A 15527-nucleotide genomic window follows, 5' to 3' on the forward strand; every position below is an offset into this window, starting at 1 on the left:
ACCTCGGCGAAGCCGCCGATGCCCAGCGAGAAATCCGTCCAGTGGTCCTCGTCTTCTCCCTGTACTGCCATCACGCGCTCCCTCCGGCGCCGGACGGGTCTAGATCGAGGTTGTGATGCTGGTCAAGCTCTTCACGGCCGGTCGGGCGATAAGACTGAGTGGCATCGCCCGCGGGCGCGCGGACGCTGACCCGCCGCTTCATGGCAGAAAGGCACGGGCCCGCATGGGCCGCGCCGTTGGTATTGGACATAAGACTCCCTGGACAGATCGTCTCTCGTGCCGAGGACGAAGATCTTGTTCGGGCGGGATTCTGTGTGCCCGGGAGCCAATGCCGGTGACGCCGTGCGAGGCGCGCGCGTCTTGCGTGAACTAGTGCGCGATCATTCTTTCGTGCATGAGAGCGATCGGGCTCAGCCCGCGAACAGCGCGGCCGGCACGCCCGGGCTGTCGATGCGGACCCTGAAGAGCCCGCCTGCCAGCGGTTCGGCCGCCTCCTGCTCGGGCGTGAGGCTGGCGCGGGCGGTCGTGATGTAGAGCGTGCGCATGTCGGCGTCGCCGAAGGCGCAGTCGGTGACGTGGCTCGCGGGTATGGCGATGCGGCACAGCTCGGCCGCGCTCACCGGATCGTGGCAGGTGACGCAGGAGCCGCCCCAGTGCGCGATCCACAGGCGCCCGGCCGCGTCGGTGGTCATGCCGTCGGGCAGCCCGTCGGGTTTGGGAAAGCGATGCCACACGCGGCGGTTCGACACGGTGCCTGCTTCCATGTCGAAGTCGTAGGCGTACAGGTTGTTCAGCACCGTGTTGTTGAAGTACATGGTGCGGCCGTCGCCCGACCAGGTCGGGCCGTTGGTCACCTCGAAGCCGTCGTCGTGCTTGGTGCAGCGGCCGCCCGCGTCGTAGCGGTAGAGCGCGCCGGTGGGCGCCTTGCAGTCGAAGTCCATGCTGCCGGCCCAGAATCGGCCGCGCGCGTCGCACTTGCCGTCGTTGAAGCGGTTGCCGGTGCGTTCGGGCTCGGGCTGGTGCAGGTACTGCGGTTTGGCTTCGTCGCCGGGCGTGGTGGTGTCGAAGAGCGCGAAGCCGCGGCGCAGCGTGATGAAGAGGCCGGGTGCCGATGCGCGCTCGGCGATGGCGGTGATCTCCTCGTCGAAGTTCCAGGTGCGCTGCGCGCCGGTGGCCGGGTCGTAGCGGAAGAGGCGCGGCGTGAGGATGTCGATCCAGTACAGCGCCTGCTCGCGCTGCGACCACATGGTGCCTTCGCCGAGGTTGGCGCCTGCCGGCCAGATGCACTCGGCCTGGCCGATGACGGAAGGAGAGGGAACGGGGCTGCTTGTCTCTTTGCTCATTGGTCTTTCTTCTTTCCTGTTCGTGTCTGTCTTCTTGACGCGGCGGATCGTATCAAGGCATATTGATAACCGAAATCGAAAATCACGGCATCGATTGATATGCATATTGCAATGTCATGAGATGCCCACCCCGGAGACTTTTCTTGAATTCCCCCCAGCTTTCCATCCATCCCAGCCTCAAGGGCCGCACCGTGTTCGTCACCGGCGGAGGCAGCGGCATCGGCGCGGCCATCGTCGCTGCGTTCGCCGAACAGGGCGCGCGCGTGGCCTTCGTCGACATCGCCGAAAGTGCCAGCGCAGCACTCGCGCGGCAGATCGAAGAGGCCGGCCATGCCGCGCCGTGGTGGCGCGCCTGCGACGTGCGCGACATCGCCGCGCTGCAGAAAGCCATTGCCGATGCGGCGGCCGAGCTCGGCGACTTCGCGGTGCTGGTCAACAACGTGGCGAGCGACGACCGCCACACGCTCGAATCGGTCACGCCCGACTACTACGACAACCGCATGGCCATCAACGAGCGGCCCGCGCTCTTCGCCATCCAGTCGGTCGTTCCGGGCATGAAGCGCCTGGGCTTCGGCTCGGTGGTCAACCTCGGCTCCACCGGCTGGCAGACCAAGGGCTCGGGCTACCCCTGCTACGCGATCGCGAAGTCGTCGGTGAACGGTCTCACGCGCGGCCTGGCGGTGGATCTGGGCCGCGACCGCATCCGCATCAACACCGTCTCGCCCGGCTGGGTGATGACCGAGCGGCAAGTGAAGCTGTGGCTCGACGAGGAGGGCGAGCAGTCGCTCAAGCGCAACCAGTGCCTGCCCGACAAGCTGATGCCGGAAGACATCGCGCGCATGGTGCTGTTCCTGGCATCGGACGACGCGAAGATGTGCACGGCCCAGGAGTTCACGGTCGACGCCGGTTGGACCTGAATCCAACAGCCGAACGCAGAAGAAATACAAAAACTACGCAGAAGTCGCAGAAGAGACCGAAACCATTTTTGGGGTTTCCTTCTGCGACCTCTGCGAAACCTTCGCGCCCTCTGCGTCCGGCTGCCCGATCCCGTATTTCCTCAGTCGATCTCCATCTCCAGCTTGCGCCCATAGACGCTGACGCTCGCCGTTTTCAGCGCCTTCATCATCACCTTCGCCGCCGGCGACGGCAGCCGGTCGGTGCGCGTGATGATGCCGAAGGCGTCCATGTGGCAGGGCATGTCCAGCGGCAGCAGCGACACGATGCCGTGCGACGCGTAGTAGCGCGCCACGTCGGTCGCAAGCACCGCCACCATGTCGCTCTGCTGCAGCATGCGCGTGATGAAGAGCAGGGCCGAGCTCTCGATGGTGTTGGTCGGCGGCGCAAGGCCTTCCTCCTGGAACATCAGCTCGAAGCGGTGGCGCAGCACGCTGCCCGCGGGCGGCACGATCCAGCCGGCGCCCACCACGTCGCGCAGCGTGAGGCTGCTCACGCCCAGCAGCGGATGGCCGGGTCGTACCAGCGCGCACACGGGTTCCTCGCTGAGCGCCTCGTAGCGCAGCTGCGACTTGTCGTGCTCGGCGAAAAGGCGCGCCACCAGCATGTCGAGCTTGCCCTGCTCCAGCCGCTCGATCAGCACCGGGCTGGTCTCGATCTCCAGCGACACGCGCAGGTCGGGGTGTTCGCGCTTCACCATCGCCACCGCAGGCGGCATCAGCGTGAGGCCGGGAGCGGTGATGGCGCCCACGCTCACCTGGCCGAAGCGGCCGGCCTTCAGCGCGGTGAGCTCGTCGTGCGCCTGGTTCAGGCTCGCGAGCGCGACGCGGGCGTGGCGGATCATGGTCTCGCCGTACCAGGTCGGGCGCATGCCGCGCGGCAGGCGCTCGAACAGCGGCACCTCCAGCACGTCTTCCAGGTCCTTCAGCAGCTTGGAGGCGGCCGGCTGCGTCATGTTGAGCACCTGCGCCGCGCGGTGGATGTTGCCCTCCTCGGACAGCGCCACGAGCAGCAGCAGCTGCCGGGTCTTGAGGCGGGCGCGGATGAACCAGTGGTTGTAGTTGGTCATGTCTCCGGGCTTTAAACAAAGGACTGATCGGGTTTTCCAGAATCCGGCGATCGATATCCATTTTGCTTAAAAAACGATTGGATTGATATCAAATCTGTTTCTAGACTCCGGGCATTCCAAGAACAACAGAGACAAGGTCCAGGCCCCGGTGATCCACGGCGAGCTCCATCAGAACGTGCGGCAGTACATCAACGGCCGCTGGGAAACCAGCGCGACCACCGGTGTGAGCGCCAATCCTTCGGACACCAGCGAAGTGGTGGCCGAGTACGCACGTGCCGATCGCCGCCAGGCCGAGGCGGCCATCCGCGCCGCCACGGAAGCCTTTCCGCACTGGAGCCACAGCACGCCGCAGCGGCGGGCCGACGTGCTCGACCGCATCGGCACCGAGCTGCTCGCGCGCAAGGACGACCTGGGCATGCTGCTGGCGCGCGAGGAGGGCAAGACCCTGGTCGAGGCGGTGGCCGAAGTGGCTCGGGCCGGCCAGATATTCAAGTTCTTCGCGGGCGAGGCACTGCGCGGCGGTGGCGGCGAGAACGTGGCCTCGGTGCGCGCGGGCGTGCAGGTCGACGTCACGCGCGAGCCGGTGGGCGTGGTGGGGCTCATCACGCCGTGGAACTCGCCCTTCGTGGTGCCCGCATGGAAGATCGCGCCCGCGCTGGCCCATGGCAACAGCGTGGTGTTCAAGCCGGCCGAGCTGGTGTCTGGCTGCGGCTGGGCGCTGGCGGAGATCATCAGCCGCGCCGCATTGCCGGCGGGTGCCTTCAACCTCGTGATGGGTAGCGGCCGCGAAGCGGGGCAGGCGCTGGTCGACAGCCCGCTGGTCGATGCGCTGAGCTTCACGGGTTCGATGGCCAACGGCGAGCGCATCCTGCAGGTGGCGGCTGCGCGGCGCGCCAAGGTGCAGTTGGAGACGGGCGGCAAGAACGCGCTGGTGGTGCTGGCCGATGCCGACCTCGACCGCGCGGTCGATTGCGCGGTGCAGGGCGCGTATTTCTCCGCCGGCCAGCGCTGCACCGCGTCGAGCCGGCTCATCGTCGAGTCGGCGGTGCACGACGCCTTCGTGGCGAAGCTGCGCCAGCGCCTGAAGACGCTGAAGATCGGCCACGCGCTGGAACGCGGCGTGGACATCGGTCCGGTGGCCGACGAAGACCGCCTCGCGCAGGACCTCGCCTGGGTCGACACCGCACGCGAGGAGGGCGCCGAGCACGTCTGGGGCGGCGAGGCGCTGGAGCGCGCCACCGCCGGCCACTACATGAGCCCTGCGCTCTTCCTGGCGAAGCCCTCGCACCGCATCGCGCGCGAGGAGATCTTCGGTCCGCTGGCCTGCGTGCTGCGCGCCGACGACTACGACGAGGCGCTCGCCCTGTGCAACGACACGCCCTTCGGCCTGTGCGCGGGCATCTGCACCAATTCGCTGAAGCACGCGATGCATTTCAGGCGCCATGCCGTGGTCGGCATGACGATGGTCAATCTGCCGACCGCGGGGGTGGACTTCCACGTGCCCTTCGGCGGCCGCAAGGGGTCGGGCTACGGGCCGCGCGAACAAGGGCGCCACGCCGCGGAGTTCTACACGACGGTGAAGACCGGCTACATGCTGGCCTGAACCGGACGGGGTTCTTTCAGTTTCGTTTTTCATCACCCACGCCAACCGGCATTCCTCGAATCATCAAGAAGGAGACATCCCATGACCATGAATCGCCGCACCCTCAATACCGCCCTGGCCGCCGCCGCGCTCGGCGGGCTTCTGCCCGCTTCCGTGCTCGCGCAGAAGAAGCTCGTGCTCGGCTTCGCACAGGTGGGCGCCGAGAGCGAATGGCGTACCGCCAACACCGAGTCGATCAAGTCCTCGGCCAAGGAGGCGGGCATCGAGCTCAAGTTCTCCGACGCGCAGCAGAAGCAGGAAAACCAGATCAAGGCCATCCGCTCGTATATCGCGCAGAAGGTCGACGTGATCGCCTTCTCGCCGGTGGTCGAGTCCGGCTGGGAGACCGTTCTGCGCGAAGCCAAGGCCGCGAAGATCCCGGTGGTGCTGACCGACCGTTCCGTCAACACCAAGGACGACTCGCTCTACGTGACCTTCATGGGCTCCGACTTCACCGAGGAAGGCCGCAAGGCCGGCCGCTGGCTGGTGGAGAAGATGAAGGACCAGAAGGGCGACGTGAACATCGTCGAGCTGCAGGGCACCGTGGGCTCGGCACCGGCCATCGACCGCAAGAAGGGCTTCGAGGAAATCATCAAGGCCGACCCGAAGTTCAAGATCATCCGCTCGCAGACCGGCGACTTCACGCGCGCCAAGGGCAAGGAGGTGATGGAAGCCTTCCTGAAGGCCGAGGGCAAGAAGATCAATGTGCTGTACGCGCACAACGACGACATGGCCATCGGCGCGATCCAGGCCATCGAGGAAGCCGGCCTGAAGCCCGCGAAGGACATCGTGATCATCTCCATCGACGGCGTGAAGGGCGCGTTCGAAGCCATGATCGCCGGCAAGCTCAACGTGTCCGTCGAGTGCAGCCCGCTGCTCGGGCCCCAGCTCATGCAGGCCGTGAAGGACATCAAGGACGGCAAGACGCTGCCCAAGCGCATCGTGACCGTCGAGAGCATCTTCCCGATGGAAGTCGCGGCAAAAGAATTCCCCAATCGGAAATATTGAGTACTCCCCCAGGCTTCGCGCACTTCGTGTCGCTTCGCCAACCCCCTCGCCGGGGGCAACACCTGCGGCCCGGCAAAGCCGGTTCCGCGGTGTTCCTGGAAAAGATACAGCACCCATCGAAAAAACGGATCGAACATGAAACGCAACTTCCTCAAGGCATCGCTCGCAGGCGTCGCACTGGCCATCGTCGGCTTCGCTCCGCTGGCCAACGCGCAGGACAAGGGCCTGATCGCCATTTCCATGCCCACCAAATCGTCGGCGCGCTGGATCGCCGACGGCGCCAACATGGTCAAGTACTTCAAGGACAAGGGCTACAAGACCGACCTGCAGTACGCCGAAGACGACATTCCCAACCAGCTCGCGCAGATCGAGAACATGGTGACCAAGGGCTCGAAGGTGCTGGTCATCGCGGCCATCGACGGCACCACGCTGTCGGACGTGCTGCAGAAGGCGGCCGACAAGGGCGTGAAGGTCATCGCCTACGACCGGCTCATCAAGGGCTCGAAGAACGTCGACTACTACGCCACCTTCGACAACTTCCAGGTCGGCGTGCTGCAGGCGCAGTCGATCGAGGCGGCGCTGGGCCTGAAGAGCGGCAAGGGCCCGTTCAACATCGAGCTCTTCGGCGGCTCGCCCGACGACAACAACGCCTTCTTCTTCTACAACGGCGCGATGTCGGTGCTCGACCCCTACATCAAGAGCGGCAAGCTGGTGGTGCGCAGCAAGCAGATGGGCATGGACAAGGTCGGCACGCTGCGCTGGGACGGCGCGGTGGCGCAGGCTCGCATGGACAACCTGCTGTCGGCCTTCTACACGAAGGACCGCGTCGACGCGGTGCTCTCGCCGTACGACGGCCTTTCCATCGGCATCCTCTCGTCGCTCAAGGGCGTGGGCTACGGCTCGGCCTCGCAGCCGATGCCGGTGGTGTCGGGGCAGGACGCGGAGATCCCCTCGGTGAAGTCGATCCTGCGCAAGGAGCAGACCTCCACCGTGTTCAAGGACACGCGCGAACTGGCCAAGGTGACGGTCGCCATGGTGGACGCGATGCTCTCGGGCAAGACGCCCGAGGTGAACGACACCAAGACCTACAACAACGGCATCAAGGTCGTGCCTTCGTACCTGCTCAAGCCGGTGAGCGTGGATGCGTCGAACTGGAAGCAGGTGCTGGTCGACAGCGGCTACTACAAGGAAAGCCAGATCAAGTGAGCATGCAGGGCAGCAGCGACGGTGCCGGCGCCATCCTCGAGATGCGCGGCATCACCAAGACGTTCCCCGGCGTGAAGGCGCTGAGCAACGTCAACCTCAGCGTGCGCGCCGGGGAGATCCACGCGGTGGTCGGCGAGAACGGCGCGGGCAAGTCGACGCTCATGAAGGTGCTGAGCGGCGTCTACCCGTGCGACTCGTACACCGGCGAGATCTTCTTCGAGGGCGAGGAGCGCCGCTTCAGGGGCATCGCCGACAGCGAGAAGCTCGGCATCATCATCATCCACCAGGAGCTGGCGCTGGTGCCGCTGCTGTCCATTGCAGAGAACATCTTCCTCGGCAACGAGATCGCCAGCGGCGCGGGCGTGATCGACTGGTTCGCCGCCTATGCGAAGACGCGCGAGCTGCTTGCCAAGGTAGGCCTGAAGGAGCCGCCCACCACGCTGGTGACCGACCTGGGCGTGGGCAAGCAGCAGCTCGTCGAGATCGCCAAGGCGCTGGCCAAGGAGGTGAAGCTGCTGATCCTCGACGAGCCCACCGCCAGCCTCAACGAGAACGACAGCGACGCGCTGCTGATGCTGCTGCTGGAGCTCAAGCGCCAGGGCATCGCGTCGATCCTCATCTCGCACAAGCTCAACGAGATCGCCAAGGTGGCCGACTCGATCACCGTGCTGCGCGACGGTGCCACCGTGGAGACCATGGACTGCCGCGGCCAGCCCATCAGCGAGGACCGCATCATCCGCGGCATGGTCGGGCGCGACATGGCGCACCGCTATCCGCAGCGCGACCCGAAGATCGGCAGCACCGTGTTCGAGGTGCGCGACTGGCGCGTGCACCACGCGCTGCACGCCGACCGCGAGCAGATCAAGGGCGTGAGCCTGAACGTGCGCCAGGGCGAGATCGTCGGCATCGCGGGCCTCATGGGCGCGGGCCGCACCGAGCTGGCCATGAGCATCTTCGGCCGCTCCTACGGCCAGCGCATCAGCGGCTCGGTGTTCATGCACGGCAAGCCGGTGGACGTGAGCACGGTGCGCAAGGCCATCGACCAGGGCATCGCCTACGTCACCGAAGACCGCAAGGGCCTCGGGCTGGTGCTGGAGGAAGACATCCGCAAGAACATCAGCCTCGCGAACCTGGATGCGATTGCCGACAAGTCGGTGATCGACCACGGGCGCGAGTTCAAGGTGGCCAACGAGTACCGCAAGGCGCTCAACATCCGCTGCTCGGGCATCGAGCAGCTGGTGGTCAACCTTTCAGGGGGCAACCAGCAGAAGGTGGTGTTGAGCAAGTGGCTCTTCACGAAGCCCGAGCTGCTGATCCTCGACGAGCCCACGCGCGGCATCGACGTGGGCGCCAAGTACGAGATCTACACCATCATCGACAGGCTTGCCAGCGAGGGCAAGGGCATTCTCATGATTTCTTCCGAACTGCCGGAGCTGCTCGGCATGTGCGACCGCATCTACGTGATGAACGAGGGGCGATTCGTCGCCGAGTTTCCGGCTTCAGAAGCCTCTCAGGAGCGCATCATGCATGCCATCGTGAGTTCGGGGAGTTCCGTCCATGTCCCAGCCTGAAGTCAACGCGGTGAAGCCTGCCGTGCCGGTGCAGGAGGGCGCGGCGGCGAAGCTGCACACCGGCTTCCTGAAGAACAACCTGCGCGAATACGGCATGCTGATCTCGCTGGTCGCGATCATGGTGCTATTCCAGGTGCTGACCGACGGCACGCTGCTGCGGCCGCTGAACCTCACCAACCTGCTGCTGCAGAACAGCTACGTGGTCATCATGGCGCTGGGCATGCTGCTGGTGATCGTGGCGGGGCACATCGACCTGTCGGTGGGCTCGGTGTGCGGCTTCATCGGCGCGCTGGCGGCGGTGCTGATGGTGGAGTACGACTGGCACTTCGTGCCGACGGCGCTGGTGAGCATCCTCGCGGGCGCGGTCATCGGCGCTGCGCAGGGCTGGTTCGTGGCCTTCCGCAAGATCCCGTCCTTCATCGTCACGCTCGCGGGCATGCTGGTGTTCAAGGGGCTGACGCTGGCGCTGCTGGCGGGGCAGTCGGTGGGGCCGTTTCCTGTGGAGTTCCAGCGGCTGAGCTCAGGCTTCATTCCCGATCCGCTGGGCGGCGACGCCTTCCGCACCACCTCGCTGATCGTGGGTGCGCTGGCCGCCGTGGCGCTGGTGTTCTTCAAGATGCGCGGGCGCGCCAAGCTGGCGGCGCACGGCATGGAGCAGGAGCCCTACGCCTTCTTCCTGGTGAAGAACCTGTTCTTCGCGGCCATCATCCTGTTCTTCAGCTACCTGCTGTCGACCTACAAGGGCCTGCCCAACGTGCTGATCGTGATGGCGGTGCTGATCGTGGTGTACGACTTCGTCACCAACCGCACTACCGTCGGCCGGCGCATCTACGCGCTGGGCGGCAACGAGAAGGCGGCGCGTCTGTCGGGCGTGAAGACTCAGCGGCTGGCCTTCCTCACCTTCGTGAACATGGGCGCGCTGGCGGCGCTGGCCGGCCTCGTGTTCGCGGCGCGGCTCAACACGGCCACGCCCAAGGCCGGCCTGGGCTTCGAGCTCGACGTGATCGCGGCCTGCTTCATCGGCGGCGCCTCCGCTTCGGGCGGCGTGGGCAAGGTGATGGGCGCGGTGATCGGCGCCTTCATCATGGGCGTGATGAACAACGGCATGTCGATCCTCGGCATCGGCATCGACTACCAGCAGGTCATCAAGGGACTGGTGCTGCTGGCGGCGGTGTTCATCGACGTCTACAACAAGAACAAGTGACGGGCAGCACATGGCAGACGCAAGCGCCACCAGCCCCGTTCTCCAGCTCCGGGGCATCCACAAGCAGTTCGGTGGCATCCCGGTGCTGCGCGACGTGCGGCTCGACCTGTATCCGGGCGAGATCCACGCGCTCATGGGGCAGAACGGCGCTGGCAAGTCGACGCTGATCAAGGTGCTCACGGGCGTGCTGCCGTCCAGCGGCGGCGAGATGCTGCTCGAGGGCAGGCCGATCCGTGCGCATTCGCCGCTGGAGGCGCAGAAGCTCGGCATCAGCACCGTCTACCAGGAAGTGAACCTGTGCCCGAACCTCTCGGTGGCTGAGAACGTGTTCGCCGGGCGCTATCCGCGCAAGGGCGCGGCGCAGGGCTTCCGCATCGACTGGGCCGCGGTGAACCGGCGCGCCGAGGAACTGCTGGCGCGCATCGGGCTCGACATCGACGTGACCCGGCTTCTGTCGAGCTACTCGGTGGCTGTGCAGCAGATGGTGGCCATCGCACGGGCGCTGGGCGTGTCGTCGAAGGTGCTGATCCTCGATGAGCCCACCTCCAGCCTCGACGACGACGAGGTCGAGAAGCTCTTCGACGTGCTGCGGCGGCTGCGCGCCGAGGGGCTCGCCATCGTCTTCGTGACGCACTTCCTCAACCAGATGTACGCGGTGTCGGACCGCATCACGGTGCTGCGCAACGGCGCCTGGATCGGCGAGTGGAAGGCGGCCGACCTCGGGCCGCAGGCGCTGATCGCGGCGATGCTCGGGCGTGAGCTCGCGGCGCAGTCGGCGCGGCCGGCCGCGCTGCCTTCGTTCGACGAGGCCGCGCCTGCGCTGCTGCAGATCGAGGGGCTCGGGCAGGCGGGCCAGCTGCAGGCGACCGACCTGCGCGTGCGCGCGGGCGAGGTCGTCGGCATCGCGGGCCTGCTGGGCGCGGGCCGCACGGAGCTCGCGCGGCTGCTGTTCGGGCTGGAGATGCCGGACCGCGGCGTGCTCAAGGTCGATGGCCGCAGCGTGAGCTTCTCGAATCCGGCCGACGCGATCCGCGAAGGCCTGGCGTTGTGTCCGGAAGAACGCAAGACGGACGGCATCGTCGCCGAGCTGTCGGTGCGCGAGAACATCGCGCTGGCCTTGCAGGCGCGGTTGGGCACGAAGCGCTTTCTCTCGCACGCGGAGCAGACGGCGATGGCGGAGCGCTTCGTCGCCTCGCTGGGCATCAAGACCGCGAGCGTGGAGACGCCCATCGGGCTGCTGTCGGGCGGCAACCAGCAGAAGGCCGTGATCGCGCGCTGGCTCGCGACCGAACCGCGCCTGCTGATCCTCGACGAGCCCACGCGCGGCATCGACGTGGCGGCCAAGCAGGAGATCATGGAAGAGATCCTGCGGCTCGCGAAGGCGGGCATGGCGGTGATCTTCATCTCCTCGGAGATGAGCGAGGTGGTGCGCGTGGCGCATCGCATCGTGGTGCTGCGCGACAGGAAGAAGGTGGGCGAGCTGCCGGGCGGCTCGACCGAGGACGAGGTGTACGAAATGATTGCCGCAGCATGAAGTCCTTCCTGTTCTTCTCCCTCCCCTTCCGGGGGAGGGCTGGGGTGGGGGCAGACGGCCTTCACCTTCGCGCCGCGTTCGAGGCCGCATGCCCCCATCCCGGCCTTCCCCCAGAGGGGGAAGGAGCAAGGCAGAACACATGAAACGCCTTTCATCTCTCATGAGCCATCGCCTCGCCTGGCCCATCGTCACGCTGCTGCTCCTGCTCGCAGTGAACACCGCCTTCAACGCCAGCTTCCTGCACCTCGAATGGCGCGACGGCCATCTCTACGGCAGCCTCGTCGACATCCTCAACCGCGCAGCGCCGCTGGTGCTTGTGTCTCTGGGCATGACGCTCGTGATCGCCACCCGCGGCATCGACATCTCGGTGGGCGCCGTGGTGGCCATCGCAGCTGCGCTCGCGGCCTGGATGATCGGCGGCTCGGTGTCCAGCGACACGAGCCGCTTTCCGATGCCGCTCGCGATCCTCGCGGCCATCGGCATCGCGCTGGCGTGCGGGCTGTGGAACGGCCTGCTGGTGGCCAAGGTGGGCATGCAGCCGATCATCGCAACGCTGATCCTGATGGTGGCGGGGCGCGGCATCGCGCAGTTGATCGCCGACGGGCAGATCATCACCATCTACTACAAGCCCTTCTTCTTCCTCGGCAGCGGCTACCTGCTGGGGCTGCCGTTCTCGCTGTTCATCGTGGCAGCGGTGTTCGCGTTGCTGTACTTGGCGATCACGCGCACGGCACTGGGGCTCTTCATCCAGGCGGTGGGCATCAACCCGACGGCGGCACGCGTGGCGGGCGTGCAGGCCCGGCGGCTGATCGTGGGCGCGTATGCGTTCTGCGGCGCCTGCGCGGGCGTGGCGGGGCTTCTCATCAGCTCCAACGTGAAGAGCGCGGACGGCAACAACGCGGGCCAGCTCATCGAACTCGACGCGATCCTCGCGGTGACGCTGGGCGGCACCGCGCTCACGGGCGGGCGCTTCAGCCTCGTGGGCAGCGTGATCGGCGCGCTCATCATCCAGACGCTCACCTACGCGATCTATTCGCTGGGCGTGCCGCCCGAGATCAACCTCGTGGTGAAGGCGGGTGTGGTGTTCGTGGTGATGCTGCTGCAGTCGCCGGAGTTCAGGTCGCAGGTGCGCACGCTGGTGCAGCGGCCGGTGCATGAAGGAGGACGGGCATGAGCGCGGTGATCGAGGCTGCACCCTCACCCCAACCCTCTCCCGCGCGCGGGAGAGGGGGCAAGAGGGGGCTCAATCCCAAGTACCTGCCATTGGCGGCGACCGTCTCGCTGTTCGTGCTGGTGGCGACGCTGGGTTCGGTCTTCTACGACGGCTTCTTCTCGGCCCAGGTTTTCCTCAACCTGCTGATCGACAACGCCTTCCTCATCGTCGTGGCGGTGGGCATGACCTTCGTGATCCTCTCGGGCGGCATCGACCTGTCGGTGGGCTCGGTGATCGCGCTCACCACCATGGTGTCGGCCTCGCTGGTGGAGAAGCACGGCTGGAGCCCCGGCGTCGTGATTCCGCTGGTGCTCGCGATGGGTACGGCGTTCGGCGCCTTCATGGGGGTGCTCATCGAGCGCTTCAGGCTGCAGCCCTTCATCGTCACGCTCGCGGGCATGTTCCTGGCGCGCGGGCTTTGCTACCTCATCAGCATCGATTCGATCAGCATCACCAACGAGTTCTACTCCGAGGTCTCGCAGATCCGCATTCCGGTATGGGGCGAGGCCTCGGTGTCGATCAGCGCGGTGATCGCGATCGTGGTGCTGCTGGCTGCCATCTTCATCGCGCACTGCACCCCGTTCGGGCGCGCGGTGTACGCCATCGGTGGCAGCGAGCAGTCGGCGGTGCTCATGGGCCTGCCGGTGCGCCGCACGCTGATCGGCGTGTACACGCTCTCGGGCTTCTGCTCGGCGCTGGCGGGCGTGATCTTCACCTTCTACATGCTCTCGGGCTACGGCCTGCATGCGGTGGGGCTGGAGCTCGACGCCATCGCGGCGGTGGTGATCGGCGGCACGCTGCTCACCGGCGGCGTGGGCTACGTGGCGGGCACGCTCTTCGGCGTGCTGATGCTGGGCATCATCCAGACGCTCATTTCCTTCGACGGCACGCTGAGCTCGTGGTGGACGCGCATCGTCGTCGGAGCGCTGCTGTTCGTGTTCTGCCTGCTGCAGCGCTTCTTCACGTCGCGCACGCCACGGCGCTGACCTTCTTTTTTTCTCCCTTTTCTCTCCCTCAGGACAACTCGCATGCCGGACACCCCTCCGAAGAAACTGCGCTCGACCGAATGGTTCGGCTCGGCCGACAAGAACGGCTTCATGTACCGAAGCTGGATGAAGAACCAGGGCATTCCGGACCACGAATTCGACGGCCGCCCGATCATCGGCATCTGCAACACATGGTCGGAGCTCACGCCCTGCAACGCGCACTTCCGCAAGATCGCCGAGCACGTGAAGCGCGGCATCTCGGAGGCGGGCGGCTTCCCGGTGGAGTTCCCGGTGTTCTCCAACGGCGAATCGAACCTGCGGCCGACCGCGATGCTCACGCGCAACCTCGCCAGCATGGACGTGGAAGAAGCCATCCGCGGCAACCCGGTCGACGCGGTGGTGCTGCTCACCGGCTGCGACAAGACCACCCCCGCGCTGCTGATGGGCGCAGCGAGCTGCGACATCCCGGCCATCGTGGTCACGGGCGGGCCGATGCTCAACGGCAAGCTCGAGGGAAAGAACATCGGCTCCGGCACGGCCGTGTGGCAGCTGCACGAATCGCTGAAGGCGGGCGAGATCAACCTGCACCAGTTCCTCTCGGCCGAAGGCGGCATGTCGCGCTCGGCGGGCACCTGCAACACCATGGGCACGGCCTCGACGATGGCCTGCATGGCGGAGGCGCTGGGTACCTCGCTGCCGCACAACGCGGCGATTCCGGCGGTCGACGCGCGGCGCTACGTGCTCGCCCAGATGTCGGGCATGCGCGCGGTGGAGATGGCGAAGGAGGGGCTCACGCTGTCGAAGATCCTCACGCGCGAGGCCTTCGAGAACGCGATCCGCGTGAACGCGGCCATCGGCGGATCGACCAACGCGGTGATCCACCTGAAGGCGATCGCGGGGCGCATCGGCGTCGAGCTGGAGCTGGAGGACTGGACGCGGATCGGCAGCCACACGCCGACCATCGTCGACCTGATGCCTTCGGGGCGCTTCCTGATGGAGGAGTTCTATTACGCGGGCGGCCTGCCGGCGGTGCTGCGCCGGCTTGGCGAGAGCGGGCTGCTGCCGCATCCCGATGCGCTGACGGTGAACGGCCAGTCGCTCTGGGACAACGTGCGCGACGCGCCCAGCCTCGACGACGAGGTGATCCGCCCGATCGACAAGCCGCTGATCGCCGATGGCGGCATCCGCATCCTGCGCGGCAATCTCTCGCCGCGCGGCGCGGTGCTCAAGCCCTCGGCCGCGTCGCCGGAGCTGCTGAAGCATCGGGGCAGGGCGGTGGTGTTCGAGAACCTGGAGCATTACAAGGAGCGCATCGTCGACGAAGACCTGGACATCGACGCCAGCTGCGTGATGGTTCTGAAGAACTGCGGGCCCAAGGGCTACCCGGGCATGGCCGAGGTCGGGAACATGGGGCTGCCGCCGAAGCTGCTGCGCCAGGGAGTGAAGGACATGGTGCGCATCTCCGACGCGCGCATGAGCGGCACGGCCTACGGCACCGTGGTGCTGCACGTCGCGCCCGAGGCGGCCGACGGCGGGCCGCTGGCCGCGGTGCGCGACGGCGACTGGATCGAGCTCGACTGCGATGCAGGCCGCCTGCACCTGGACATCAGCGACGAGGAGCTCGCTTCGCGCCTGGCTTCGCTGTCGGCCTCGGACGCGCAGCCGATGAGCACGCGCGGCGGCGGCTACCAGAAGCTCTACGTCAACCACGTGCTGCAGGCCGACGAGGGCTGCGACTTCGATTTTCTCGTCGGCTGCAGAGGCGCCGCCGTTCCCCGCCATTCACACTGATCCATC

At 66.5% G+C, this 15527-nt stretch carries 12 protein-coding genes; 10 read left to right on the plus strand and 2 right to left on the minus strand.

The window, feature by feature from the left end; all coding sequences use genetic code 11:
* Positions 1 to 410: 410 nt before the first annotated feature.
* A complete protein-coding gene (locus EJP67_RS31460) occupies positions 411 to 1343 on the minus strand; it encodes an SMP-30/gluconolactonase/LRE family protein (protein WP_126025639.1) in 933 nt (310 codons plus the stop codon).
* A 116-nt stretch (positions 1344 to 1459) separates the two neighbouring features.
* On the opposite strand from EJP67_RS31460, the gene EJP67_RS31465 reads away from it, so the two are divergent.
* Positions 1460 to 2260 carry an SDR family NAD(P)-dependent oxidoreductase gene (locus tag EJP67_RS31465; protein ID WP_126025640.1) on the plus strand — a complete coding sequence of 267 codons (801 nt, stop codon included), beginning with the start codon at positions 1460 to 1462 and terminating at the stop codon, positions 2258 to 2260.
* 140 nt (positions 2261 to 2400) lie between these two features.
* On the opposite strand, the gene EJP67_RS31470 is transcribed toward EJP67_RS31465, so the two are convergent.
* A complete protein-coding gene (locus EJP67_RS31470; RefSeq protein ID WP_126025641.1) occupies positions 2401 to 3366 on the minus strand; it encodes a LysR family transcriptional regulator in 966 nt (321 codons plus the stop codon).
* A gap of 148 nt (positions 3367 to 3514) precedes the next feature.
* Here EJP67_RS31470 and EJP67_RS31475 point away from each other — a divergent pair, with 148 nt between their 5' ends.
* The 9 genes from EJP67_RS31475 (at position 3515) to EJP67_RS31515 (ending at position 15521) form a co-directional block, all read left to right on the plus strand.
* Positions 3515 to 4969, plus strand: coding sequence for an aldehyde dehydrogenase family protein (locus tag EJP67_RS31475; protein ID WP_126025642.1), 1455 nt, complete (start codon positions 3515 to 3517; stop codon positions 4967 to 4969).
* An 81-nt stretch (positions 4970 to 5050) separates the two neighbouring features.
* The gene (locus tag EJP67_RS31480) at positions 5051 to 6016 is read left to right on the plus strand and encodes an ABC transporter substrate-binding protein (RefSeq protein ID WP_126025643.1); all 966 of its coding nucleotides are present in this window, start codon (positions 5051 to 5053) and stop codon (positions 6014 to 6016) included.
* 135 nt (positions 6017 to 6151) lie between these two features.
* On the plus strand, positions 6152 to 7222 hold the full coding sequence (chvE, locus tag EJP67_RS31485; RefSeq protein WP_126025644.1) for a multiple monosaccharide ABC transporter substrate-binding protein: 1071 nt from the start codon (positions 6152 to 6154) through the stop codon (positions 7220 to 7222).
* A gap of 2 nt (positions 7223 to 7224) precedes the next feature.
* Positions 7225 to 8793, plus strand: coding sequence for a multiple monosaccharide ABC transporter ATP-binding protein (gene mmsA, locus EJP67_RS31490; protein ID WP_126025706.1), 1569 nt, complete (start codon positions 7225 to 7227; stop codon positions 8791 to 8793).
* Positions 8780 to 9997, plus strand: coding sequence for a multiple monosaccharide ABC transporter permease (gene mmsB, locus EJP67_RS31495; RefSeq protein ID WP_126025645.1), 1218 nt, complete (start codon positions 8780 to 8782; stop codon positions 9995 to 9997). The genes mmsA and mmsB overlap by 14 nt, the downstream gene beginning before the upstream one ends.
* A gap of 10 nt (positions 9998 to 10007) precedes the next feature.
* Positions 10008 to 11531, plus strand: a complete 1524-nt coding sequence (locus tag EJP67_RS31500) for a sugar ABC transporter ATP-binding protein (protein WP_126025646.1) — start codon at positions 10008 to 10010, stop codon at positions 11529 to 11531.
* Positions 11532 to 11670: 139 nt separating this feature from the next.
* Positions 11671 to 12705, plus strand: a complete 1035-nt coding sequence (locus EJP67_RS31505; RefSeq protein ID WP_126025647.1) for an ABC transporter permease — start codon at positions 11671 to 11673, stop codon at positions 12703 to 12705.
* Entirely contained in the window at positions 12702 to 13730 is a 1029-nt protein-coding gene (gene yjfF, locus EJP67_RS31510) for a galactofuranose ABC transporter, permease protein YjfF (protein WP_126025648.1), read from the plus strand. Before EJP67_RS31505 ends, yjfF begins: the two co-directional genes overlap by 4 nt.
* Positions 13731 to 13772: 42 nt before the next feature.
* Positions 13773 to 15521 (plus strand): IlvD/Edd family dehydratase, encoded by a 1749-nt coding sequence (locus EJP67_RS31515; protein ID WP_126025649.1) that lies wholly within the window; start codon positions 13773 to 13775, stop codon positions 15519 to 15521.
* The last annotated feature ends 6 nt before the right edge of the window (positions 15522 to 15527 follow it).

Origin of the sequence: Variovorax guangxiensis (assembly GCF_003952165.1) — a bacterium.
Taxonomy (GTDB): domain Bacteria; phylum Pseudomonadota; class Gammaproteobacteria; order Burkholderiales; family Burkholderiaceae_C; genus Variovorax; species Variovorax guangxiensis.

Bases quoted from the DNA above. Each gene is read 5' to 3' on its own strand.
- chvE (WP_126025644.1), top strand. From the start codon at position 6,152: ATGAAACGCAACTTCCTCAAGGCATCGCTCGCAGGCGTCGCACTGGCC.
- EJP67_RS31505 (WP_126025647.1), top strand. From the start codon at position 11,671: ATGAAACGCCTTTCATCTCTCATGAGCCATCGCCTCGCCTGGCCCATC.
- EJP67_RS31460 (WP_126025639.1), bottom strand. From the start codon at position 1,343: ATGAGCAAAGAGACAAGCAGCCCCGTTCCCTCTCCTTCCGTCATCGGC.
- EJP67_RS31470 (WP_126025641.1), bottom strand. From the start codon at position 3,366: ATGACCAACTACAACCACTGGTTCATCCGCGCCCGCCTCAAGACCCGG.
- mmsB (WP_126025645.1), top strand. From the start codon at position 8,780: ATGTCCCAGCCTGAAGTCAACGCGGTGAAGCCTGCCGTGCCGGTGCAG.
- EJP67_RS31465 (WP_126025640.1), top strand. From the start codon at position 1,460: ATGAGATGCCCACCCCGGAGACTTTTCTTGAATTCCCCCCAGCTTTCC.
- EJP67_RS31515 (WP_126025649.1), top strand. From the start codon at position 13,773: ATGCCGGACACCCCTCCGAAGAAACTGCGCTCGACCGAATGGTTCGGC.
- EJP67_RS31480 (WP_126025643.1), top strand. From the start codon at position 5,051: ATGACCATGAATCGCCGCACCCTCAATACCGCCCTGGCCGCCGCCGCG.
- mmsA (WP_126025706.1), top strand. From the start codon at position 7,225: ATGCAGGGCAGCAGCGACGGTGCCGGCGCCATCCTCGAGATGCGCGGC.
- EJP67_RS31500 (WP_126025646.1), top strand. From the start codon at position 10,008: ATGGCAGACGCAAGCGCCACCAGCCCCGTTCTCCAGCTCCGGGGCATC.
- yjfF (WP_126025648.1), top strand. From the start codon at position 12,702: ATGAGCGCGGTGATCGAGGCTGCACCCTCACCCCAACCCTCTCCCGCG.